General features: G+C 62.1%; 21 protein-coding genes. 14 read left to right on the top strand and 7 right to left on the bottom strand.

Features of this window, described 5'->3' with window-relative positions; translation table 11 throughout:
* The first annotated feature begins 53 nt into the window (after positions 1 to 53).
* The 3 genes from ACZ889_RS09740 (at position 54) to pdeM (ending at position 4,334) form a co-directional block, all read left to right on the top strand.
* Positions 54 to 1,169 carry a succinylglutamate desuccinylase/aspartoacylase family protein gene (locus ACZ889_RS09740; protein ID WP_047605039.1) on the top strand — a complete coding sequence of 372 codons (1,116 nt, stop codon included), beginning with the start codon at positions 54 to 56 and terminating at the stop codon, positions 1,167 to 1,169.
* Between the two features lie 67 nt (positions 1,170 to 1,236).
* On the top strand, positions 1,237 to 3,687 hold the full coding sequence (locus ACZ889_RS09735) for a ligase-associated DNA damage response DEXH box helicase (RefSeq protein ID WP_476257337.1): 2,451 nt from the start codon (positions 1,237 to 1,239) through the stop codon (positions 3,685 to 3,687).
* Positions 3,684 to 4,334, top strand: coding sequence for a ligase-associated DNA damage response endonuclease PdeM (gene pdeM / locus ACZ889_RS09730; RefSeq protein ID WP_476257336.1), 651 nt, complete (start codon positions 3,684 to 3,686; stop codon positions 4,332 to 4,334). The genes ACZ889_RS09735 and pdeM overlap by 4 nt, the downstream gene beginning before the upstream one ends.
* A gap of 6 nt (positions 4,335 to 4,340) precedes the next feature.
* Here the strand turns inward: pdeM and ACZ889_RS09725 are convergent, their stop codons facing one another.
* Positions 4,341 to 4,568, bottom strand: a complete 228-nt coding sequence (locus ACZ889_RS09725) for a hypothetical protein (RefSeq protein WP_003254918.1) — start codon at positions 4,566 to 4,568, stop codon at positions 4,341 to 4,343.
* Between the two features lie 94 nt (positions 4,569 to 4,662).
* The gene (gene dcd / locus ACZ889_RS09720) at positions 4,663 to 5,229 is read right to left on the bottom strand and encodes a dCTP deaminase (RefSeq protein WP_003254920.1); all 567 of its coding nucleotides are present in this window, start codon (positions 5,227 to 5,229) and stop codon (positions 4,663 to 4,665) included.
* A gap of 327 nt (positions 5,230 to 5,556) precedes the next feature.
* Here dcd and ACZ889_RS09715 point away from each other — a divergent pair, with 327 nt between their 5' ends.
* A complete protein-coding gene (locus ACZ889_RS09715; protein WP_003254922.1) occupies positions 5,557 to 5,766 on the top strand; it encodes a cold-shock protein in 210 nt (69 codons plus the stop codon).
* Positions 5,767 to 6,018: 252 nt separating this feature from the next.
* Here ACZ889_RS09715 and apbC read toward each other — a convergent pair whose 3' ends face one another.
* Entirely contained in the window at positions 6,019 to 7,113 is a 1,095-nt protein-coding gene (apbC, locus tag ACZ889_RS09710; protein ID WP_003254924.1) for an iron-sulfur cluster carrier protein ApbC, read from the bottom strand.
* A 158-nt stretch (positions 7,114 to 7,271) separates the two neighbouring features.
* Here apbC and metG point away from each other — a divergent pair, with 158 nt between their 5' ends.
* The 7 genes from metG (at position 7,272) to ACZ889_RS09675 (ending at position 12,974) form a co-directional block, all read left to right on the top strand.
* Positions 7,272 to 9,311 carry a methionine--tRNA ligase gene (gene metG, locus ACZ889_RS09705; protein ID WP_014589921.1) on the top strand — a complete coding sequence of 680 codons (2,040 nt, stop codon included), beginning with the start codon at positions 7,272 to 7,274 and terminating at the stop codon, positions 9,309 to 9,311.
* Positions 9,312 to 9,417: 106 nt separating this feature from the next.
* Positions 9,418 to 9,966: an Rnf-Nqr domain containing protein gene (locus tag ACZ889_RS09700; protein ID WP_014755521.1), complete on the top strand. Its 549-nt coding sequence runs from the start codon at positions 9,418 to 9,420 to the stop codon at positions 9,964 to 9,966.
* Complete coding sequence (locus tag ACZ889_RS09695) at positions 9,963 to 10,934, top strand: RnfABCDGE type electron transport complex subunit D (protein ID WP_180688746.1); 972 nt, start codon at positions 9,963 to 9,965, stop codon at positions 10,932 to 10,934. Before ACZ889_RS09700 ends, ACZ889_RS09695 begins: the two co-directional genes overlap by 4 nt.
* Positions 10,931 to 11,533, top strand: a complete 603-nt coding sequence (locus ACZ889_RS09690; RefSeq protein WP_180688747.1) for an RnfABCDGE type electron transport complex subunit G — start codon at positions 10,931 to 10,933, stop codon at positions 11,531 to 11,533. Before ACZ889_RS09695 ends, ACZ889_RS09690 begins: the two co-directional genes overlap by 4 nt.
* A complete protein-coding gene (locus ACZ889_RS09685; RefSeq protein ID WP_180688748.1) occupies positions 11,526 to 12,050 on the top strand; it encodes an Rnf-Nqr domain containing protein in 525 nt (174 codons plus the stop codon). The genes ACZ889_RS09690 and ACZ889_RS09685 overlap by 8 nt, the downstream gene beginning before the upstream one ends.
* Before the next feature lie 4 nt (positions 12,051 to 12,054).
* Positions 12,055 to 12,693 (top strand): endonuclease III, encoded by a 639-nt coding sequence (nth, locus tag ACZ889_RS09680; protein ID WP_003254935.1) that lies wholly within the window; start codon positions 12,055 to 12,057, stop codon positions 12,691 to 12,693.
* Between the two features lie 104 nt (positions 12,694 to 12,797).
* Positions 12,798 to 12,974, top strand: coding sequence for a PA3496 family putative envelope integrity protein (locus ACZ889_RS09675; protein ID WP_003254937.1), 177 nt, complete (start codon positions 12,798 to 12,800; stop codon positions 12,972 to 12,974).
* Between the two features lie 70 nt (positions 12,975 to 13,044).
* Here ACZ889_RS09675 and ACZ889_RS09670 read toward each other — a convergent pair whose 3' ends face one another.
* Entirely contained in the window at positions 13,045 to 13,668 is a 624-nt protein-coding gene (locus ACZ889_RS09670; protein ID WP_003254939.1) for a response regulator transcription factor, read from the bottom strand.
* 368 nt (positions 13,669 to 14,036) lie between these two features.
* Here ACZ889_RS09670 and ACZ889_RS09665 point away from each other — a divergent pair, with 368 nt between their 5' ends.
* Positions 14,037 to 14,519, top strand: coding sequence for a hypothetical protein (locus tag ACZ889_RS09665; RefSeq protein ID WP_014860061.1), 483 nt, complete (start codon positions 14,037 to 14,039; stop codon positions 14,517 to 14,519).
* A 67-nt stretch (positions 14,520 to 14,586) separates the two neighbouring features.
* Here ACZ889_RS09665 and ACZ889_RS09660 read toward each other — a convergent pair whose 3' ends face one another.
* Both ACZ889_RS09660 and ACZ889_RS09655 read right to left on the bottom strand, forming a co-directional pair.
* Positions 14,587 to 15,804, bottom strand: coding sequence for an argininosuccinate synthase (locus tag ACZ889_RS09660; protein WP_003254941.1), 1,218 nt, complete (start codon positions 15,802 to 15,804; stop codon positions 14,587 to 14,589).
* Positions 15,805 to 16,631: 827 nt separating this feature from the next.
* A complete protein-coding gene (locus tag ACZ889_RS09655; RefSeq protein ID WP_192907541.1) occupies positions 16,632 to 17,573 on the bottom strand; it encodes a flagellar protein MotY in 942 nt (313 codons plus the stop codon).
* A 130-nt stretch (positions 17,574 to 17,703) separates the two neighbouring features.
* Between ACZ889_RS09655 and pyrC the strand changes: the two genes are divergently transcribed.
* Together pyrC and rnt are read left to right on the top strand one after the other, a co-directional pair.
* Entirely contained in the window at positions 17,704 to 18,750 is a 1,047-nt protein-coding gene (gene pyrC, locus ACZ889_RS09650) for a dihydroorotase (protein ID WP_180688750.1), read from the top strand.
* Between the two features lie 59 nt (positions 18,751 to 18,809).
* On the top strand, positions 18,810 to 19,421 hold the full coding sequence (gene rnt / locus ACZ889_RS09645) for a ribonuclease T (protein WP_010952252.1): 612 nt from the start codon (positions 18,810 to 18,812) through the stop codon (positions 19,419 to 19,421).
* A 98-nt stretch (positions 19,422 to 19,519) separates the two neighbouring features.
* Here rnt and ACZ889_RS09640 read toward each other — a convergent pair whose 3' ends face one another.
* Positions 19,520 to 20,122, bottom strand: coding sequence for a peroxiredoxin (locus ACZ889_RS09640; RefSeq protein ID WP_003254945.1), 603 nt, complete (start codon positions 20,120 to 20,122; stop codon positions 19,520 to 19,522).
* Positions 20,123 to 20,164: the final 42 nt, after the last annotated feature.

The following is a 20,164-nucleotide window of genomic DNA, read 5'->3' as shown; positions in this document are numbered from 1 at the left end:
TTTTTGAGCCGACCCGTGTCGCAGACCGTTTTCGCCACGCAGCCAGGACCAACATGCACCATTCAACCCATGACCTGCTCTCCCCCGTACCGGGGATCACCCGCCAACTGCACAGCTTCCACTTCGGCCCCCGCAGTGGTGGCAAAGTCTATATCCAGGCCTCGCTGCACGCCGACGAACTGCCGGGCATGCTGGTAGCCTGGCACCTCAAGCGCCGTCTGGTCGAGCTGGAACAGCAAGGCCGACTGCAGCGCGAGATCATTCTGGTGCCGGTGGCCAACCCGGTGGGCCTGGAGCAAGTGCTGCTGGATGCGCCATTGGGGCGTTTTGAACTGCAAAGCGGCGAGAACTTCAATCGCAACTTCGTCGACCTGTCGGACAGCATCGGCGACCTGATCGAAGAACACCTCACCCAGGACCCGACGCACAACCTTGCACTGATCCGCGAATACCTGCGCCGCGGCCTGGACGCACACCCGGTCCGCACCCCCCTGCAGGCCCAGCGCCTGATACTGCAGCGCCTGGCCTGCGATGCCGATATGGTGCTGGACCTGCACTGCGACTTCGAAGCAGTCGAGCACCTGTACACCACACCCGATGCCTGGCCCCAGATCGAACCCTTGGCCCGTTACCTGGGCGCCCAGGCCAGCCTGCTGGCAACCGACTCGGGCGGGCAGTCGTTCGATGAATGTTTCAGCCTGGTCTGGTGGCAATTGCAGCAACGTTTCGGCAAACGCTTCCCGATTCCGCTGGGCTGCTGCTCGGTCACCGTCGAGCTGCGTGGCCAGGCGGATGTCAGCCATGATCTGGCCAGCAAGGACTGCCAGGCGATCCTTGACTTCCTGACCCATGCAGGTGTCATCGAAGGCACCAGCGCCGCCCTGCCCGCGCTGTTACGCCACGCCACGCCGTTGGCCGCCGTGGAACCCGTGGCAACGCCACTGGGTGGGTTGCTGGTTTACCACGCCAAACCGGGCCAGCACCTGGAGGCCGGCCAACTGATCGCCGAAGTCATCGACCCACTCAGTGACCGAGTCACCGCCCTGCGCAACAGCCAGCCAGGCCTGCTGTATGCGCGTAGCGTACGGCGCATGGCCACGGCTGGCATGGTCATCGCCCATGTGGCCGGCGAACAGGTATGCCGCAGCGGCTATCTGTTGGCCAATTGATCCGGTAAAACCATTGCAGCCGGCAAGTGGTCTGTAGAAGCACAGCCTTCGGAGGGCCATCTGCCTCATGCCTGCTGCTACCGACCTCGCCAATGCCTGGTTTGCCAAGCGCGGCTGGAAGCCCTTCGCTTTCCAACGGCGCGTATGGGCTGCCGTCGAACGGGGCGAGTCCGGTTTGCTGCATGCCAGTACCGGTGCCGGCAAGACCTATGCGGTCTGGCTCGCTGCACTACGTGCGTTCAAGCCCAGACCCCAGGGCCGCCAGTTGGCCCCCATACAGGTGGTGTGGGTGACGCCCATGCGTGCCCTGGCCGCCGACACCGCACGTGCGTTGCAAGCGCCGCTTGATGAGCTCCAGCTACCTTGGAGCGTAGGGGTGCGCAGCGGCGACACCAACAGTGCCGAGCGCGCCCGACAGGCCCGGCGGCTACCCAGTGTGCTGATCACCACCCCCGAAAGCCTGACCCTGCTGCTGACCCGGGCACAGGCACATGAGGATTTCGCCACGCTGCAACTGGTGGTAGTGGATGAATGGCACGAGCTGCTTGGCAACAAGCGCGGGGTACAACTGCAGCTGGCCTTGGCGCGCCTGCGGCATTGGCACCCAGGCCTACCGACCTGGGGCTTGTCGGCAACGCTCGGCAATCTGCAACACGCACGGGATGTCTTGCTGCCCCAGGGCGGCCTGCTGGTGCAAGGCCGGCAAGACAAGGCGCTGCAAGTCGACACCCTGCTGCCAACAGCGATCGAGCGCTTCCCTTGGGCTGGACACATGGGCCTGAAGATGCTCGACCAGGTCAGTCATGAGGTCGACGCCAGTGCCAGTAGCCTGGTGTTCACCAACACCCGTGCCCAGGCAGAAATCTGGTATCAGGCCCTGCTTGAGGCCCGCCCGGACTGGGCCGGGCTGATCGCCCTGCACCACGCCTCGCTGGCCCGCGATACCCGCGACTGGGTCGAGCGCAGCCTCAAGCAAGGCAGCCTCAAGGCGGTGATCTGCACCTCCAGCCTGGACCTGGGCGTGGACTTTCTGCCCGTGGAACGGGTGCTGCAAATCGGCTCGGCCAAGGGCATCGCCCGCCTGATGCAGCGGGCGGGTCGCTCAGGACACGCGCCTGGGCGACGCTCCAGGGTCACCCTGGTGCCCACCCATAGCCTGGAACTGGTGGAAGCGGCGGCGGCCCGGCAGGCGCTGATAGCCGGCCACATCGAAGCCCGCTTTTCACCGCGCCTGTGCATGGACGTGCTGGTACAGCACCTGGTCAGCATGGCCTTGGGCAGCGGTTTTCGCCCGGAGCAACTGCTCGCCGAAGTGCGAAGCACCTGGGCCTTTCGCCAGTTGCGCGACAGCCAATGGCAATGGGCGCTGGACTTCGTCTGCCAAGGCGGCAGCTCACTGACCGCCTATCCGGACTACCAGCGCGTCGAGCGCCAGGCCGACGGTGTTTATCGGGTTACCAGCGAACGCTTGGCACGGCGCCACCGCATGGGCATCGGCACTATCGTCAGCGATGCCAACCTGCAACTGAAATACTGGAGCAAGGGCGGCGGCGGGAAAACGCTGGGCAGTGTTGAAGAAGCGTTCATCGCCCGCCTGCGCCCCGGCGATACGCTGGTATTTGCCGGGCGGGTACTGGAGCTGGTGCGCGTGGAAAACATGACGGCCTATGTGCGTCGCAGCACGGCGCGAAAGGCTGCGGTAGCGCGCTGGAACGGCGGGCGTATGCCGCTCTCGAGCGAACTGGCCGAGGCGCTGGTCGAGCAACTCGATGCTGCCGCCCATGAACGCTTTGACGGGCCGGAAATGCGGGCAGTACGCCCGCTGCTTGCGCTTCAGGCGCAGTGGTCAGCCTTACCCACCACAGGCACGCTGCTGGCCGAGACCTTCAAGTCACGCCAGGGCTGGCACCTGTTCCTGTATCCCTTTGCCGGGCGCATGGCCAACCTGGGCTTGGCCAATCTGATTGCCTGGCGGGTTAGCCGCGCACAGCCGCTGTCGGTGTCGATTGCCGTCAACGATTACGGATTCGAACTCCTCAGCCCTGCCCAGGTGGACTGGGCCAGTCACCTGCCGCAAGCGCTCGGCACCGCGGACCTGCTGGAAGATGTGCTGGCCAGCCTGAATGCCGGGGAAATGGCACTGCGGCGCTTTCGCGAAATTGCCCAGATTGCCGGGCTGGTGTTTGGTGGCTATCCCGCCGCGCAGAAGAGCACGCGGCAAATCCAGGCCTCCAGCGGGCTGTTCTATGAGGTGTTTCGCAAGCATGACGCGGGGAATTTGCTGCTTGGCCAGGCGCGGGATGAAGTATTGAGCGAAGAGTTGGAAATCGAACGGCTGCATCGGCAACTGCTGAAAATGAGTGAGTTGCAACTGGACCTGCGGGCGTTGAAGCGGCCAGGGCCCCTGGCGTTTGCCTTGTTGGTGGAAGGCATGCGCGAGACATTGAGCACCGAGAAGCTGGCAGACCGCATTGCGCGGATGGTGGCGGAACTGGAACAAGCGGCGAACGCGGGATGAATTACCAACCCATCGAACACCGGGGGCAGGTGCTCTGGCTGCTCGCCGACAAAGCCATCTACTGGCCCGCCCGCCGCGCCTTGCTGGTGGCCGACGTGCACATCGGAAAGGCCGCCAGCTACCGCGCCCTGCATCAACCGGTGCCACGTGGAACGACTGAGGCGACACTCGCCAGGCTCGATCGCCTGCTGGCCGCACAGGACTGTGAGCAACTGATCATCCTGGGCGACTTTCTGCATGCCCGCGCGGCCCGTGCACCGGCAACGCTGGCCAAAGTGGATGATTGGCGCAAGCGGCACAATGAACTGAAAATAGTGCTGATACGCGGCAATCATGACCGCAACGCCGGCGATCCACCCGCCTCGCTCGATATTCAGGTCGTGGACGAGCCTTGGGTTCTGGAGCCCTTTGCCCTGCAGCACGAGCCGCAGCCCCACCACACACACCCGGTACTGGCGGGCCACGTACACCCCGTCTTCGTCCTGCGCGGCAAGGCCCGTCAGCGCTTGCGCCTGCCTTGCTTCGTGATCGATGAGCAAGTCAGCCTGCTACCTGCATTCGGTGAGTTCACCGGAGGATGGGAAATCACCCCCGCCAGCGCCAGCCGGCTGTACCTGGTTGGCGCTGACCGCGTCTGGCCGCTTTAGCGACGCTTAAGCGACAGGGGCGGGAGGCGGCTCGTCCGGCAAGGTCGGTTCACCCGGCTCCATGGGAGGCGTCTCACCGGGTTCCGGCGGTTGCGGGGTATCGGGGTCAGGTTGATGGGGCACGCCCCCCGCTTGCATGGGCAGCGGGTGCGCCAGCAGTGACCAGGGCAACAACCCTACGTGATTGGGCTGCAGGCCTGCCAGCTTGGCACTGATTGCGGGATGGAGTTTCATTGGCTGCTCCTGACGAAAGCCGATGTACATCATGCACACCGGCGTTACTTCGTTGGAGTGCCAAAGGCGCGGGTAATTCCCCGCGCTTGTCGGCTCAGGTACGCGGCAGCGTGACGCCGCGCTGGCCCTGGTATTTGCCGCCACGGTCCTTGTACGACACTTCGCACTCTTCGTCGGACTGCAAGAACAGCATCTGCGCCACGCCTTCGTTGGCGTAGATCTTTGCCGGCAGCGTGGTGGTGTTGGAGAACTCCAACGTCACGTGGCCTTCCCACTCGGGCTCGAGCGGCGTGACGTTGACGATGATGCCGCAACGGGCGTAGGTGCTCTTGCCCAGGCAAATGGTCAGCACGTCACGAGGAATGCGGAAATATTCGACAGTGCGCGCCAGGGCGAAAGAGTTTGGCGGGATGATGCACACGTCGCTCTTGATATCGACGAAGCTGCCAGCATCGAAATTTTTCGGGTCGACGGTGGCCGAGTTGATGTTGGTGAACACCTTGAATTCGTCGGCGCAGCGTACGTCGTATCCATAGCTGGAGACGCCGAAGGAGATCACGCGGTTGTCCTGCTCGCCGCGCACCTGGCGCTCGACGAACGGCTCGATCATGCCGTGTTCCTGCGCCATGCGGCGAATCCACTTGTCCGATTTGATGCTCATGGCGGGGTGTCCTGAAGAGTTGCGAGGTGAAAATCGTGACGCGCATATTACCGGTCCCGGCGCCCAGGTTAAAGTTCCATCCCTCATCCCGCGCCGGGTGGGGGCTGCAGCCGCCGCCGATCCGAATTTGCCTAAAGCGTCTTCTGACCATTGGCAGGTTGCGGAAAGTGGGGTAAGGTGTTGCCACTGTGCTGCACGTGACACCGAGAATCTCTAGTTTGATGCACGATCCTGATCGGCCCATCGCTGAATTTTCTGCTCTCTTTGCGCTCAGTCCCGGGCAGGGTTTTTCCTGACCGTTATCAAATTGTCCAAGGAGACAGAAAAATGTCCAACCGTCAATCCGGTGTTGTTAAGTGGTTCAACGATGAGAAAGGCTACGGCTTCATCACCCCTCAGTCGGGCGACGACCTGTTCGTGCACTTCAAAGCCATCCAAGCTGACGGCTTCAAAACCCTGAAAGAAGGCCAGGCTGTTACTTTCGTCGCTACCCGCGGCCAGAAAGGCATGCAGGCTGAAGAAGTTCAGATCGCCTAAGTCGATCTAGCTTCCTAGCTTTCAAAAAAACCCGCCTTCTGGCGGGTTTTTTTATGCCTGTCTGAAGGCCATGCATTGCAAGTGTGTGGAGCCTTGTGTCGCGAAAGGGCCGCAAAGCGGCCCCAGCAATCTATGCATTATGCCGAGATCCTGGGGCCGCTGCGCGGCCCTTTCGCGACGCCAGGCCGCTCCCACAGGGATCGCGCCAGCTTTTAGAAATTGAGCAAGACAGTTGCCCCCACAGGGAATGCGTCAGTCTTCGCTGATGGTAATGCTGGGCATTGCCGGCGCCGCAGCTTCCTGCAGCACGATCCGCGCGCCCACCTGGCGGGCCAGTTCCTGGTAAACCATGGCAATCTGGCTTTCCGGCTCGGCGATCGCCGTCGGCTTGCCGCTGTCGGCCTGCTCACGTATCAGCATCGACAACGGCAGCGACGCCAGCAGGTCGACGCCATACTGGCTGGCCAGCTTCTCGCCGCCACCTTCACCGAACAGGTGTTCGGCATGGCCGCAATTCGAGCAGATATGCACGGCCATGTTCTCGACCACACCCAGCACCGGAATGTTGACCTTGCGGAACATTTCCACGCCCTTCTTGGCATCCAGCAGCGCCAGGTCCTGTGGCGTGGTGACGATCACCGAACCGACCACCGGCACCTTTTGTGCCAGGGTCAGCTGGATGTCACCGGTACCAGGCGGCATATCGATCACCAGGTAATCCAGGTCATCCCAGGCGGTCTGGGTGACCAGTTGCAGCAGCGCGCCAGACACCATCGGGCCACGCCATACCATCGGCGTGTTGTCGTCGGTGAGGAAGGCCATGGACATGACTTCCACGCCGTGGGCCTTGATCGGCACGAACCACTTCTGCTCACGAATCTGTGGACGGGTACCCTCGGCGATGCCGAACATCACCCCCTGACTGGGGCCGTAGATATCGGCATCGAGAATACCTACCCGTGCGCCTTCGCGTGCGAGGGCCAAGGCCAGGTTGGCAGCGGTGGTCGACTTGCCCACACCGCCCTTGCCCGAGGCCACGGCGATGATGTTCTTGACGTTGGCCATGGCTGGCACCTGGGCCTGGGCCTTGTGCGCAGCCACCACGCAATCGATCGAAACCTGGGCGCCAGTGACACCCTCGAGGCTGCCAATGGCGGTCTGCAGCACCTGGGCCCAGCCGTTCTTGAACAGCCCTGCGGCATAACCCAACTGCAACTGCACGCTGACCTGCCCGCCCTGGATATCGATGGCGCGCACGCAGCCGGCGCTGACCGGGTCCTGGTTCAGGTAGGGGTCGGTGTACTGGCGAAGCACGCCTTCAACGGCGGCACGGGTGACGGCACTCATGGAGACTCCCATTGGCAAACTGAATGTAAAACAGTCGCCTATCCTAACCCGTCAATCGTCAGCAGATGCGCTTGCGGGGTGAAATATCTTCGCCAGCCCTTTATAGTGGCCGATCACCCTCATTTTTACCCCGTAGCCAGATAAGTAGCCGAGCCACCATGTCCGAGCCACGCCAGATTCTCGTCACCAGCGCCCTGCCCTATGCCAATGGATCGATCCATCTCGGCCATATGCTGGAGTACATCCAGACGGACATGTGGGTGCGCTTCCAGAAGCTGCGCGGCAACCAGTGCATCTATGTCTGCGCCGACGACGCCCACGGTTCGGCCATCATGCTGCGCGCCGAAAAGGAAGGCATCACCCCGGAACAGCTGATCGCCAACGTCCAGGCCGAGCACAGCAGCGATTTCGCCGACTTCCTGGTGGACTTCGACAACTTCCATTCCACCCACAGCGAAGAGAACCGCGAGCTGTCGAGCCTGATCTACTCGCGCCTGCGTGAAGCCGGGCACATCGCCACCCGTTCGGTGACCCAGTACTTCGACCCGGAAAAAGGCATGTTCCTTGCCGACCGCTTCATCAAGGGCACCTGCCCGAAGTGCGCGGCCGAAGACCAGTACGGCGACAACTGCGAAAAATGCGGCGCCACCTATGCACCCACCGAGCTGAAGAACCCCAAGTCAGCGATCTCCGGTGCCACCCCGGTACTGCGTGATTCCCAGCACTTCTTCTTCAAGCTGCCAGACTTCCAGGCCATGCTGCAGCAGTGGACCCGAAGCGGCACCCTGCAGGACGCGGTAGCCAACAAACTGGCGGAATGGCTGGACTCCGGCCTGCAGGAGTGGGATATCTCCCGCGACGCGCCGTACTTCGGCTTCGAGATCCCGGGTGAGCCTGGCAAATACTTCTACGTATGGCTGGATGCGCCAATCGGCTACATGGCCAGCTTCAAGAACCTCTGCGCACGCCGCCCGGAGCTGGACTTCGACGCCTTCTGGAACGAAGGCTCCAAGGCCGAGCTGTACCACTTCATCGGCAAGGACATCGTCAACTTCCACGCCCTGTTCTGGCCTGCCATGCTCGAAGGCGCCGGCTTCCGCAAGCCGACCGCGGTCAACGTGCACGGCTACCTGACGGTCAACGGCGCCAAGATGTCCAAGTCGCGCGGCACCTTCATCAAGGCCCGCACCTACCTGGATCACCTGCAGCCGGAATACCTGCGTTACTACTATGCGGCCAAGCTGGGGCGTGGCGTCGACGACCTGGACCTGAACCTGGAAGACTTCGTGCAGAAGGTCAACTCCGACCTGGTCGGCAAGGTCGTCAACATTGCCAGCCGCTGCGCCGGCTTCATCCACAAGGGCAACGAAGGCGTGATGGTCAGCGGTGATGCCGCGCCTGAGCTGACCGAAGCCTTCCTGGCTGCCGCCCCCTCCATCGCCGAAGCCTATGAAGCCCGTGATTTTGGCCGCGCCATGCGCGAAATCATGGCACTGGCCGACCGCGCCAACGCCTGGATCGCCGACAAGGCACCGTGGTCACTGGCCAAACAGGAAGGCAAGCAGGATGAAGTCCAGGCCATTTGCGCCCAAGGCATCAACCTGTTCCGCCAGCTGGTGATCTTCCTCAAACCGGTACTGCCGGTGCTGGCCGCTGACGCCGAGGCTTTCCTCAACGTGGCCCCGCTGACCTGGAACGACCACCTGACACGCCTGGAAAACCACCCGCTTAACCCGTTCAAGGCCTTGATGAGCCGTATCGAGCCGGCCAAGGTCGAAGCCATGGTCGCTGCCAGCAAGGAAGACCTGCTGGCTGCCGAAGCCAAGGCCCCGGCGGGCAATGGCGAGCTGGCCAAGGACCCGCTGTCGGCAGAGATCGAGTTCGATACCTTTGCTGCCGTTGACTTGCGTGTGGCGCTGATCGTCAAGGCTGAAGCCGTGGCGGGTGCCGACAAGTTGCTGCAACTGACCCTGGACATTGGTGACGAGCGCCGCAACGTGTTCTCCGGCATCAAGTCAGCCTACCCAGACCCATCCAAGCTGGAAGGCCGCCTGACCATGATGGTAGCCAACCTCAAACCCCGGAAGATGCGCTTTGGCGTGTCCGAAGGCATGGTCATGGCTGCCGGCCCTGGCGGTGAAGAAATCTACCTGCTGAGCCCGGACAGCGGCGCCAAGCCAGGCCAGCGCATCAAGTAACCGCCCTGCGGGCCATTGTGGGAGCGGCCTGCCCGCTCCCACAATTACGCAGGCCCCTTCATGCCAAACCCGGACAATCGCCCCGATTCCCGGCTATCGTCATCTCATGAATGACTACATCCTGGTCCTGATCAGCGCCGCACTGATCAATCACCTGTGCCTGCTCCGACAGCCACTCTCCGGGCTGCAACTGCAGGTGCACGGCCTGGCCTGCGCCCTGTGCATCGCCCTGGGCGTAATCGGCGCGCAGTTGCTGGTGCACGCGGTACTTGCCCCGTTGCACATCCACGATCTTGCCCTGTTTCTGCTATTGCCCTGGCTGGCTTTGCTCGCCTGGGGCCTGCCCTGGCTATTGGCCAAGTGGCGCCCGGCCTGGCCTGTAGTGGGGCTGCCAGCGCTGCTGTTGAGCAATGCAGCAGTGCTTGGGCTGGCCCTGCAACAGACAAGCGACGACGGCACCTGGCCAACCATGCTGCTCCAAGGCTTGCTGACGGGTGGCGGCTTCTGGCTGGCGCTGATGGTGTTCGCCGACCTGCGCCAGCGCAGCGCCCACGCCGATATCCCCAACGCGCTGCGCGGCCTGCCCATCGAATTGATTGGTGCCGGGGTGATGGCCATGGCGCTTTCCGGTTTCAACGGAATGTTTGGCCAATGAGCAGTCCCGATCCGCGCCTACGCACCAGCATGCGCCTGGTCTTGCTCGCCTGCACGCCTGGACTGCTGGCGCTGTTTTGGCTGCATGGCTGGGGCATGATGCTGAACCTGTTGCTGTGCGCCAGCGCCGCGCTGCTGTGCGAGGCATTGCTGCTGGCACTGCGCAGCCAATCACTGAGCCAGACGCTAAACGACGGCAGCGCACTGGTGACCGCCGTGCTGCTGGCGGCCGCCCTGCCCACCTTGGCGCCATGGTGGCTGCCGGTCATCGCGGCAAGTGTCGCGATCGGTATCGGCAAGCAGGCCTACGGTGGGGTCGGGCGAAATCTGTTCAATCCGGCCATGGTGGGTTATGCCTTCGTGCTGCTCAGCTTCCCGTTGCAGATGAACCATTGGCCTGGGCAGGCCCCAGGCCTGCTCGACAGCGTGCAGCAGGTGTTCGCTGGGGGCGAACAGATCGATGCCTGGGCCCGTCCGACATTGCTCGACGGCTTGCGCCACAACCGCAGCCTGACCATCGACGAGCTGTTCGCCAGCCATCCAGGCTTTGGCAACATTGGCGGGGCAGGCAGCGAATGGGTCAACCTGGCATTCCTGCTTGGCGGCCTGTTCTTGATGCAACGCAAGGTGATCAGTTGGCATGCGCCGGCAGGTTTGCTGGCAGGGCTAGTGGTATTCAGCCTGTTGGGCTGGAACGGTTCGGGGTCGGACTCCAATGGCTCGCCTTTGCTGCACCTGTTTTCCGGCTCGACCATGCTGGCAGCCTTCTTCATTGCGACCGAGCCAGTGTCCGGCCCCAGAGACGACTGGGCCAAGCTGTGCTTCGGCGTGGGGACAGGGGTGCTCATCTACCTGATTCGTACCTGGGGCAGCTATCCGGATGGCACCGCGTTCGCCGTCCTGCTGATGAACCTTTTGGCACCGGCACTCGAGCGCATGGCTGCGCAGCGTCAGCAGGCAGCCCGATGAAGCGCGGGGTTCGGGATGTGGGCCTGTTGCTGCTGACGGGAGTATTGGCAGTATCTGCCACCCTGGCCTGGCGGCAGTGGACCGGTCCGGCCATCGCCGGCGCTGAAAAGCAGCTGCAAAGCCGCCAGCGGCTGGCCGTGCTGCCCGACGGTAGCTATGACAACCAGCCCCTGGAAAGCCCGCTGCCAAGGCCCGCCGCACAGCGGCCCAACAGCCGTATCCTGGCGGCTTACCGTGCCACTGTGGCAGGTAAGCCAAGCGCCATTATCCTGATCACACAGGCCCAGGGGTATGCCGGGCCGATCGTGCTGAGCGTCGCCATCGCCACGGACGGCCGGCTGATCGGCAGCCAGGTTGTCGAACAACAGGAAAGCCCCGGGCTGGGCGATCGCCTGGGGGATCCGCGATTGCACTGGCTGAGTCAGTTCAACAACCGCGATCAGGGCGATCACTGGGCGCTGAAACGGGACCAGGGTGACTTTGACCAATTGGCCGGCGCAACCGTGACCTCGCGAGCGGTGATCGCCGCATTGCAGGATGCGCTGAGCTATTTCGACGAGCAGCGTAGTGTATTGCTGGAGGGCGCCACCCATGAATAGGTTCTGCCTGCTGGCCATGAGCCTGGCGCCACTGCTGGGCGCCACCCGAACGCTGGCTGAAGGCGCGGCCATCGGCCTGTGCGCAGTAGTGATGGGGTGCCTGCACCAACTGTTGCTGGCGCCACTGCGTAAACACATGGCCAGCTGGGCCTATGTACTGGCTAGCCTGCTGCTGCTGGCAGCCTTGGCCAGTTGCCTGCAGTTGGCCATGCGGGCCTGGCTGCTACCGCTGGCCATTGCCCTGGGCCACTATCCCGCATTGTTGTGCCTGCAATGCCTGGCCAGTGACCACCTGCTGCCTGACCAACGCCGCTGGCGCCTGCTCGCAACGCACCTCGGCGCTGTCTTTGCCATTTGCCTGCTGCTGGGCGCCAGCCGCCAATGGCTGGCTGACCATGCCGAGCTGCACCTGGCCAGCCTCGCCCCCGGTGCGCTACTGCTGCTGGGTCTGCTGTTGGCCTTGTACAATCGCCTGCTTCCGGGCCCTGCCCACCCACATCGTCAAGGAAAGCCCTGATTTCATGAATGCCGCCAAACGCCTGGAGATTTTTCGCAGGCTGCACGAAGACAACCCCGACCCAAAAACCGAACTGGCCTACACGACCCCGTTTGAACTGCTGGTCGCCGTGACACTGTCCGCGCAATCCACCGACGTCGGCGTCAACAAGGCCACTGCCCGCCTGTTCCCCGTCGCCAACACCCCCGAGGCCATCTATGCCCTGGGCGTTGAAGGCCTCAGCGAATACATCAAGACCATCGGGCTTTACAACAGCAAGGCCAAGAATGTCATAGAAGCGTGCCGGCTGCTGATCGAGCGCCACGACAGCCAGGTACCGCAAACCCGCGAAGCGTTGGAGGCGCTACCCGGCGTCGGCCGCAAAACCGCCAATGTGGTGCTTAACACGGCGTTTCGCCAACCGGCCATGGCCGTGGATACCCATATCTTCCGGGTGAGTAACCGCACGGGCATCGCGCCAGGCAAAACGGTGCTGGAAGTGGAAAAGAAACTGGTCAAGTTTGTACCCAAGGATTACCTGCTCGACGCCCACCACTGGCTGATCCTGCACGGGCGCTACGTGTGCCAGGCGCGCAAGCCAAGGTGCGGCAGCTGCAGGATCGAAGATTTGTGCGAGTACAAGCACAAAACCTCCGACGATTGAGCCGATTGCCAAAAACCACTCACGTCGATTGAAAAAATCTTTTTTACCAGCGTCTGCTTTCTGGTTATAAGGACGGCCAATGGCCCCTTGGCTTGGAGCGACTCATGAGTACCGATAAAGACGACCTGTCGATCGATGATGATTTTGTTGCCGCAGACGATGACGCGGAGCCACAGGTTGAAACCGCAAAAACCAACCTGAGCAAACGCCGCACCATCGACAACATGCTGGAAGAACGGCGCCTGCAGAAGCAGTTGGCCGATTTCGATTACGACCTGTAGTGCGGGTCCCGTAGTCAGGGACCGATAGCCTTGGCAAAGCCTCCTGGCTGGAGGCTTCAAGGCTTGGCGATCAGTTCAGACCTTGCCGTTGCGCCAGCTCGATCAGGTCAACCAGTGACCGTGCATTGAGCTTGAGCAACAGCCGCGACTTGTAGGTACTGACCGTCTTGTTACTGAGGTACATGCTGTCGGCAATCTCCTTGTTCGAACGCCCTCGCGCCAGTTGTTGCAGCACCGTCATTTCTCGCGCAGACAGGCGATTCACCATATCCGTCTCGCTGCCCGCCCCCCTGCCACGTGACGCATGCAAGGCCTGGTTGGGGAAGTAGCTGTAACCCGACAACACAGCCTTGATAGCGCTGAGCAGTTCGGTAAGCTCCTGCTGCTTGCACACGTAACCCGCCGCCCCTGCCTGCATGCAGCGCATCGAAAAGTTGCCGGGGGCCTGCGACGTCAGCACCAGTACCTTGCTACCCGGGCTGAATGTCGCCATGCGGGCGATCACCTCCAGGCCATCCAGCTTCGGGATACCGATATCCAGCACCACAATATCCGGCAGGTGTTGCCGCGTCAGCTGCAGCGCAGCTACCCCATTGTCAGTCTCCGCCACAACGTCATACCCATGCCGCTCCATCAGCATGCGTACGGCCAGGCGTATGACCGGATGATCATCCACGATAAGCACTTTATTCATGCGATATCCATACATTGTTGTTGCTTTGGCACGCCACGATAACCGACAGGACGCTTGCTGGCGCGGCGATTTACCAGCGAAAGCGATGGACAGAAAAAGCCTACAGAACTTACAGAAACTTCCTACACATAATGACTAGGGTTGTAACAAACAAATTACTTATTACCGAAAGAAACGGTACCACCCACAGACATAAACGTACCAGTTGAATACTGATCTTGAGCAGAGGAAAACTTCCGATTCAAACACGTTGAAAAAGCCATACAACGAGGTTCTCTGACGATCATTCCTCCCCCGGGAAACAATCCAGCCTTTAGTCGAGTACAGCAGTAAGGTAAAGATGGACAAAACCGCTGGAGACGGCCCATATGACCCAAGCACAACCTGTCGCCCCGCTGACGATCATTGCCATCTTCGCGGGGATCATCGAAGCCTCCGCCCTTGCCACACTGCCATTTCTCGGCGAGTCCAGCCAAAAGCTCTACACCTGGTTCCTGGTAGGCTTTCCATTCTTTCTGACGGCACTGTTCTTTCTGACGCTCAACTTCAATTACAAGTCGTTCTACAACCCGCTACCCGACAGCACAGCACAGCCCAACACGCCAGCACTGAACAGTGTGGCCACACCCGCGATTTCCAATGATGCCCGTGAGGCGGTACAGGGCGAGCCTGTCACGTTCATGTTCTCCGGCCCAGACGCCTATCGCATGATGGAGCAGCAACTCTTGCACGCACTTGCCCAACCGCCCGAGCCAACGCGAGTCTGGCGCTTTTGTAATCTGGACAGACGTCAATGTGCGCAGCTTTCGATCAGCGCACTTGAGGGCGATGATGTGAGCCATCGAAGTTGAACGACCCACCTTTGCGCGGGCATAAAAAAACCCCGGACTGAGCCGGGGTTTTCGCACACACCAGCAATCAGAGCAGCGAACGGCCCTTGTTGGCGGCAATGCGCATACGCAGTGCATTGAGCTTGATGAAGCCAGCAGCATCTGCCTGGTTGTAGGCACCACCATCTTCTTCAAAGGTGGCGATGTTGGCATCGAACAGCGAATCGTCCGACTTGCGGCCAACCACGGTCACATTGCCCTTGTACAGTTTCAGGCGCACTACACCATTCACGTTGACCTGCGAAGCATCGATCATCTGCTGCAGCATCAGACGCTCCGGGCTCCACCAGTAGCCGGTGTAGATCAGGCTGGCATACTTTGGCATCAGCTCATCTTTCAGGTGAGCGACTTCGCGGTCCAGGGTGATCGACTCGATGGCACGGTGTGCCTTGAGCATGATGGTACCGCCAGGCGTTTCGTAGCAACCGCGCGACTTCATGCCGACGTAACGGTTTTCGACGATGTCCAGACGGCCGATGCCGTTGGCACCACCGATACGGTTCAGGTCTGCCAGGACGGTGGCCGGGGATTTCTCGACGCCGTCGATGGCAACGATGTCACCATTGCGGTAGGTCAGCTCGATGTAGGTAGCCTGGTCCGGGGCGTTCTCAGGCGAGACACTCCAGCGCCACATGTCTTCTTCGTGCTCGGTCCAGGTATCTTCCAGGACACCGCCTTCGTAGGAGATGTGCAGCAGGTTGGCGTCCATCGAGTACGGCGACTTCTTCTTGCCGTGGCGCTCGATCGGGATGCCGTGCTTCTCGGCGTAGTCCATCAGCTTTTCGCGGGACAGCAGGTCCCACTCACGCCATGGGGCGATGACCTTGACGCCTGGCTTCAGGGCATAGGCACCCAGCTCGAAGCGCACCTGGTCGTTACCCTTACCGGTGGCGCCATGGGAAATGGCGTCAGCGCCGGTTTCGTTGGCGATTTCGATCAGACGCTTGGCGATCAGCGGACGGGCGATGGAAGTACCCAGCAGGTACTCGCCTTCGTAGACGGTGTTGGCGCGGAACATCGGGAACACGAAATCACGCACGAATTCTTCGCGCAGGTCGTCGATGTAGATCTCTTTAACGCCCATTGCCTGGGCCTTGGCACGGGCCGGTTCGACCTCTTCGCCCTGCCCCAGGTCAGCAGTGAAGGTCACCACTTCGCAGTTGTAGGTATCCTGCAGCCACTTGAGAATCACCGAAGTATCAAGGCCGCCGGAATACGCCAGTACGACCTTTTTTACGTCCGCCATGCCATCACTCCACGGGGTTGTACGGAAAGGGATCGATTCTACCGGCGTTGCGGATAAATTTACAGTGGGGCGACAGCTTCTGACGACAAAGCGACAGGAACTTTCGTAGGGGCGACGGGCGGTCGGTTGAGGGATGTGGCATGAGGTCCATGGAGGGGCGTCGAGCCGCAGCGTGCATGCCTTGAGGAGTTCAGCGTCTGTGAGATCGAGCGCCGCCAGGTGTCCGCCTCGACACATTCTGCGCCTGTGAGACCGAGCGCCGCCAGGTGTCCGCCTCGACACATTCTGCGCCTGTGAGACCGAGCGCCGCCAGGTGTCCGTCTCGACGCATTCTGCGCCTGTGAGATCGAGCGCCGCCAGGTGTCCGCCTCGACACATTCTGCGCCTGTGAGACCGAGCGCCGCCAGGTGTCCGTCTCGACGCATTCTGCGCCGGTGAGATCGAGCGCCGCCAGGTGTCCGCCTCGACACATTCTGCGCCTGTGAGACCGAGCGCCGCCAGGTGTCCGCCTCGACACATTCTGCGCCTGTGAGACCGAGCGCCGCCCGCGCGGCGCTTCGCGGGTAAACCCGCTCCTACGTTTGTTTCGGGCCAATTATGCCTGTGGGATTCGCGCGCGAACGCCTTGGTGCCTATCTCGATATCGCGTCGTACCAACAAGGCGGTCGCGCGCGCCAGGCACAGGATGGACTGGCCCGAAACAAACGTAGGAGCGGGTTTACCCGCGAAGCGCCGCGCGGGCGGCGCTCGATCTCACAGGCGCTGAAAATGTTGTGACGAACCCCTGGCGGCCTTGATGCGAGCCCATGACATGCACCGACCAGATCTCAGGGCGCCTTCGCCCCCGGGACGCCCGAGGCAGGTGCAACAGCCGGCGCCGCTTGCTCAACCGGCTTTTCCACCGGTTTCTCAACCACCGCCACCCGATCCAGCTCGATATTCACCCGCCGATTACGCGCCCGATTCGACGCACTGTTGTTCTTCGCGAGCGGATAACGTTCGCCATGGAAGCGCACAGTGATCTGCTCCTCCGGCACACCGTTAGCCTTGAAGTAATCGGCAACGGCCAATGCGCGGCGGCGTGACAGGTCGCGGTTGGCCAGGCGGTTGCCACTGTTGTCGGAATGCCCATTGAGCTCGACATGATTCACCGTCGGGTCGGCTTTCATGTAATCGAGGATCACGTCCAGCCGCGCCTTGGCTGCTGCATCCAGCTCGATACCGCCCCCGGGGAAACCCACCTGGGTCTGGCGCACCTGGTCGTAGTTCATCGGCAACAGCTTGCCAGCACAGACCTGATAGTCATTGTAGGCTTTGGCGAAGCTGACCGGCAGCACACGCACCTCCATCGGCCTGCCCGCCTCACCGGTGTAGTTGCGCACGACGGTGCTACGCCCGTCGAGCAAGCCGTTGATCAGCCGGCTGGCCTGCCCTTGGGAGGAGCTGAACAGCACGCCACTGCGGGCCATACGCACATTGCCCAGGTTGATATCGCCACGCCCAGGTTGCCACGGCGCTGCCGCAGCCAGCAGGCTGGCGGTGCCGGCACCCAGTACGTTGCTGTCCGACCGCAGCTGAAACACCGGCTGCTCGCCTGCCCGACGCACGAACGTACCGCTGCCGAAACCTTCGATCGCCTGGCTCAGACGGCACTCGAACTGGTCACCCTCGACCTTCCAGGCAATGTTCTCCATGCGCGTCTGGAAAGTCAGTGCGCCGGCCGGCAGGCTGGCGAACAGGGTCAACAGGGCTAGGTAACGCTGGCGCACGGGCGGCTCCACAAATTCTGACGGCTTACCTGCAGGCTATCGGACGCTGTCCGGAAAACTTGATAGCCGTGCTCGCCCCGGGGTTTTCCGGTAGGATTGGGGCTTGAGTTCGACCCGCCTGGAATCCCCAATGTCCGATCGCCTGACCCTCCTGCGCCCCGACGACTGGCACATCCATCTGCGCGATGGTGCCGTCCTGCCCCACACCGTTGGCGACGTGGCGCGTACCTTCGCCCGTGCCATCATCATGCCCAACCTGGTTCCGCCGGTGCGCAATGCCGCCGAGGCCGGCGCCTACCGTGAGCGCATTCTGGCTGCCCGCCCGGCCGGCAGCCGCTTCGAGCCGCTGATGGTGCTGTACCTCACCGACAACATCAGCCCCGAGGACATCCGCGCGGCCAAGGCCAGCGGTTTCGTGTACGCCGCCAAGTTGTACCCGGCCGGCGCCACCACCAACTCCGATTCCGGCGTGACCAGCATCGACAACATCTTCCCGGCCATAGAGGCAATGGCGGAAGTGGGCATGCCGCTGCTGGTGCATGGCGAAGTGACCCGCAGCGAGATCGACGTGTTCGACCGCGAGAAGCGCTTCATCGACGAGCACATGCGCCGTGTGGTCGAGCGCTTCCCAACGCTGAAAGTGGTGTTCGAACACATCACCACCAGCGACGCCGCGCAGTTCGTCACCGAGGCCCCGGCCAACGTCGGTGCGACCATCACCGCCCAGCACCTGCTGTACAACCGCAACCACATGCTGGTCGGCGGCATTCGCCCGCACTTCTACTGCCTGCCGATCCTCAAGCGCAACACCCACCAGGTGGCCTTGCTGGACGCAGCCACCAGCGGCAATCCGAAGTTCTTCCTCGGCACCGACTCGGCACCTCATGCCCGTCACGCCAAGGAAGCAGCCTGCGGTTGCGCGGGTTGCTACACCGCCTATGCGGCCATCGAGATGTACGCCGAAGCGTTCGAGCAGCGTAACGCGCTGGACAAGCTGGAAGGCTTCGCCAGCCTGCACGGCCCGGCCTTCTATGGCCTGCCGGCGAACACCGACACCATTACCCTGGTCCGCGAAGAATGGACCGCTCCGGAAAGCCTGCCATTTGGCGAGCAAACCGTAGTCCCGCTGCGCGCTGGCGAAAAACTGCGCTGGCGCCTGCTGGAGAAAAACGCGTGAGCGAAGACCTTTACGAAGACGACCTGGACACCCAAGGCAGCAGCGGTCCTCGCCATCCGATGGCCGAGCGCTTCCGCGGCTATCTGCCGGTCGTGGTGGATGTTGAAACCGGTGGTTTCAACAGCGCTACCGATGCATTGCTGGAAATTGCCGCCGTCACCATCGGCATGGACGAGAAAGGCTTCCTGTTCCCCGAACATACCTACTTCCACCGAGTGGAGCCGTTCGAGGGCGCCAACATCGAGCCGGCCGCACTTGAGTTCACCGGGATCAAGCTGGACCACCCGCTGCGCATGGCGGTCAGCGAGGAAAGCGCGATGACCGACATCTTCCGTGGCGTGCGCAAGGCACTCAAGGCCAACGGCTGCAAGCGGGCGATTCTGGTCGGCCACAACAGCAGTTTCGACCTGGGTTTCCTCAATGCAGCAGTGGCGCGCAATGACCTGAAGCGCAACCCGTTCCACCCGTTCTCCAGCTTCGACACCGCCACCCTGGCGGGCCTGGCGTATGGCCAGACCGTGCTGGCGCGGGCCTGCCAGAGCGCCGACATCGACTTCGACGGGCGTGAGGCGCACTCGGCACGTTATGACACCGAGAAAACCGCTGAGCTGTTCTGCGGCATCGTCAACCGCTGGAAAGAAATGGGCGGCTGGCGCGATTTCAACGATTGATCTGCCAAAGGCATTCGCGGGCGCGCCCGCGAAGAGGCCGGCACAGGAAGGCATAAAAAAACCGGCCACGAAGGCCGGTTTTTTCATACACGCAGCAATTACAGCTTGCCAGCGTTCTCGCTCAGGTAGGCAGCAACGCCTTCAGGCGAAGCGTTCATGCCCTTGTCGCCTTTTTTCCAGTTGGCAGGGCAGACTTCGCCGTGCTCTTCGTGGAACTGCAGAGCGTCAACCAGACGCAGCAGCTCGTCCATGTTACGACCCAGTGGCAGGTCGTTGACGATCTGCGAACGGACAACACCGTTGGTATCGATCAGGAAGGCACCACGGAAGGCCACGCCGCCTTCGGACTCGACGTCGTAGGCTTTGCAGATTTCGTGGGTCATGTCGGCAGCCAGGGTGTACTTCACCTGACCGATGCCGCCGTTGTTGACCGGGGTGTTACGCCAGGCGTTGTGGGTGAAGTGCGAGTCGATCGACACGCCGATCACTTCCACGTTGCGCGCCTGGAAGTCAGGGATGCGGTTGTCCAGGGCGATCAGCTCGGACGGGCAGACGAAGGTGAAGTCCAGCGGGTAGAAGAACACCAGGCCGTACTTGCCCTTGATGGCCGAGGCCAGGTTGAAGCTATCGACGATCTCGCCATTGCCCAGCACGGCCGGAACGGTGAAATCGGGGGCTTTCTTACCAACGAGTACGCTCATTGTAATCTCCTGATGAGGGTGAAAAACCGTTTGCCGGGCCAG

The sequence above is a fragment of the Pseudomonas sp. TE3895 genome (assembly GCF_056278855.1).
The sequence above is the reverse complement of the archived record's forward strand: the minus strand, read 5'-3'. Positions and strand labels throughout refer to the sequence as shown.

What these genes read in the sequence shown, in the direction of transcription:
- ACZ889_RS09740 (WP_047605039.1), top strand. Translation starts at nt 54, where the DNA reads ATGCACCATTCAACCCATGACCTGCTCTCCCCCGTACCGGGGATCACC.
- ACZ889_RS09735 (WP_476257337.1), top strand. Translation starts at nt 1,237, where the DNA reads ATGCCTGCTGCTACCGACCTCGCCAATGCCTGGTTTGCCAAGCGCGGC.
- pdeM (WP_476257336.1), top strand. Translation starts at nt 3,684, where the DNA reads ATGAATTACCAACCCATCGAACACCGGGGGCAGGTGCTCTGGCTGCTC.
- ACZ889_RS09725 (WP_003254918.1), bottom strand. Translation starts at nt 4,568, where the DNA reads ATGAAACTCCATCCCGCAATCAGTGCCAAGCTGGCAGGCCTGCAGCCC.
- dcd (WP_003254920.1), bottom strand. Translation starts at nt 5,229, where the DNA reads ATGAGCATCAAATCGGACAAGTGGATTCGCCGCATGGCGCAGGAACAC.
- ACZ889_RS09715 (WP_003254922.1), top strand. Translation starts at nt 5,557, where the DNA reads ATGTCCAACCGTCAATCCGGTGTTGTTAAGTGGTTCAACGATGAGAAA.
- apbC (WP_003254924.1), bottom strand. Translation starts at nt 7,113, where the DNA reads ATGAGTGCCGTCACCCGTGCCGCCGTTGAAGGCGTGCTTCGCCAGTAC.
- metG (WP_014589921.1), top strand. Translation starts at nt 7,272, where the DNA reads ATGTCCGAGCCACGCCAGATTCTCGTCACCAGCGCCCTGCCCTATGCC.
- ACZ889_RS09700 (WP_014755521.1), top strand. Translation starts at nt 9,418, where the DNA reads ATGAATGACTACATCCTGGTCCTGATCAGCGCCGCACTGATCAATCAC.
- ACZ889_RS09695 (WP_180688746.1), top strand. Translation starts at nt 9,963, where the DNA reads ATGAGCAGTCCCGATCCGCGCCTACGCACCAGCATGCGCCTGGTCTTG.
- ACZ889_RS09690 (WP_180688747.1), top strand. Translation starts at nt 10,931, where the DNA reads ATGAAGCGCGGGGTTCGGGATGTGGGCCTGTTGCTGCTGACGGGAGTA.
- ACZ889_RS09685 (WP_180688748.1), top strand. Translation starts at nt 11,526, where the DNA reads ATGAATAGGTTCTGCCTGCTGGCCATGAGCCTGGCGCCACTGCTGGGC.
- nth (WP_003254935.1), top strand. Translation starts at nt 12,055, where the DNA reads ATGAATGCCGCCAAACGCCTGGAGATTTTTCGCAGGCTGCACGAAGAC.
- ACZ889_RS09675 (WP_003254937.1), top strand. Translation starts at nt 12,798, where the DNA reads ATGAGTACCGATAAAGACGACCTGTCGATCGATGATGATTTTGTTGCC.
- ACZ889_RS09670 (WP_003254939.1), bottom strand. Translation starts at nt 13,668, where the DNA reads ATGAATAAAGTGCTTATCGTGGATGATCATCCGGTCATACGCCTGGCC.
- ACZ889_RS09665 (WP_014860061.1), top strand. Translation starts at nt 14,037, where the DNA reads ATGACCCAAGCACAACCTGTCGCCCCGCTGACGATCATTGCCATCTTC.
- ACZ889_RS09660 (WP_003254941.1), bottom strand. Translation starts at nt 15,804, where the DNA reads ATGGCGGACGTAAAAAAGGTCGTACTGGCGTATTCCGGCGGCCTTGAT.
- pyrC (WP_180688750.1), top strand. Translation starts at nt 17,704, where the DNA reads ATGTCCGATCGCCTGACCCTCCTGCGCCCCGACGACTGGCACATCCAT.
- rnt (WP_010952252.1), top strand. Translation starts at nt 18,810, where the DNA reads ATGGCCGAGCGCTTCCGCGGCTATCTGCCGGTCGTGGTGGATGTTGAA.
- ACZ889_RS09640 (WP_003254945.1), bottom strand. Translation starts at nt 20,122, where the DNA reads ATGAGCGTACTCGTTGGTAAGAAAGCCCCCGATTTCACCGTTCCGGCC.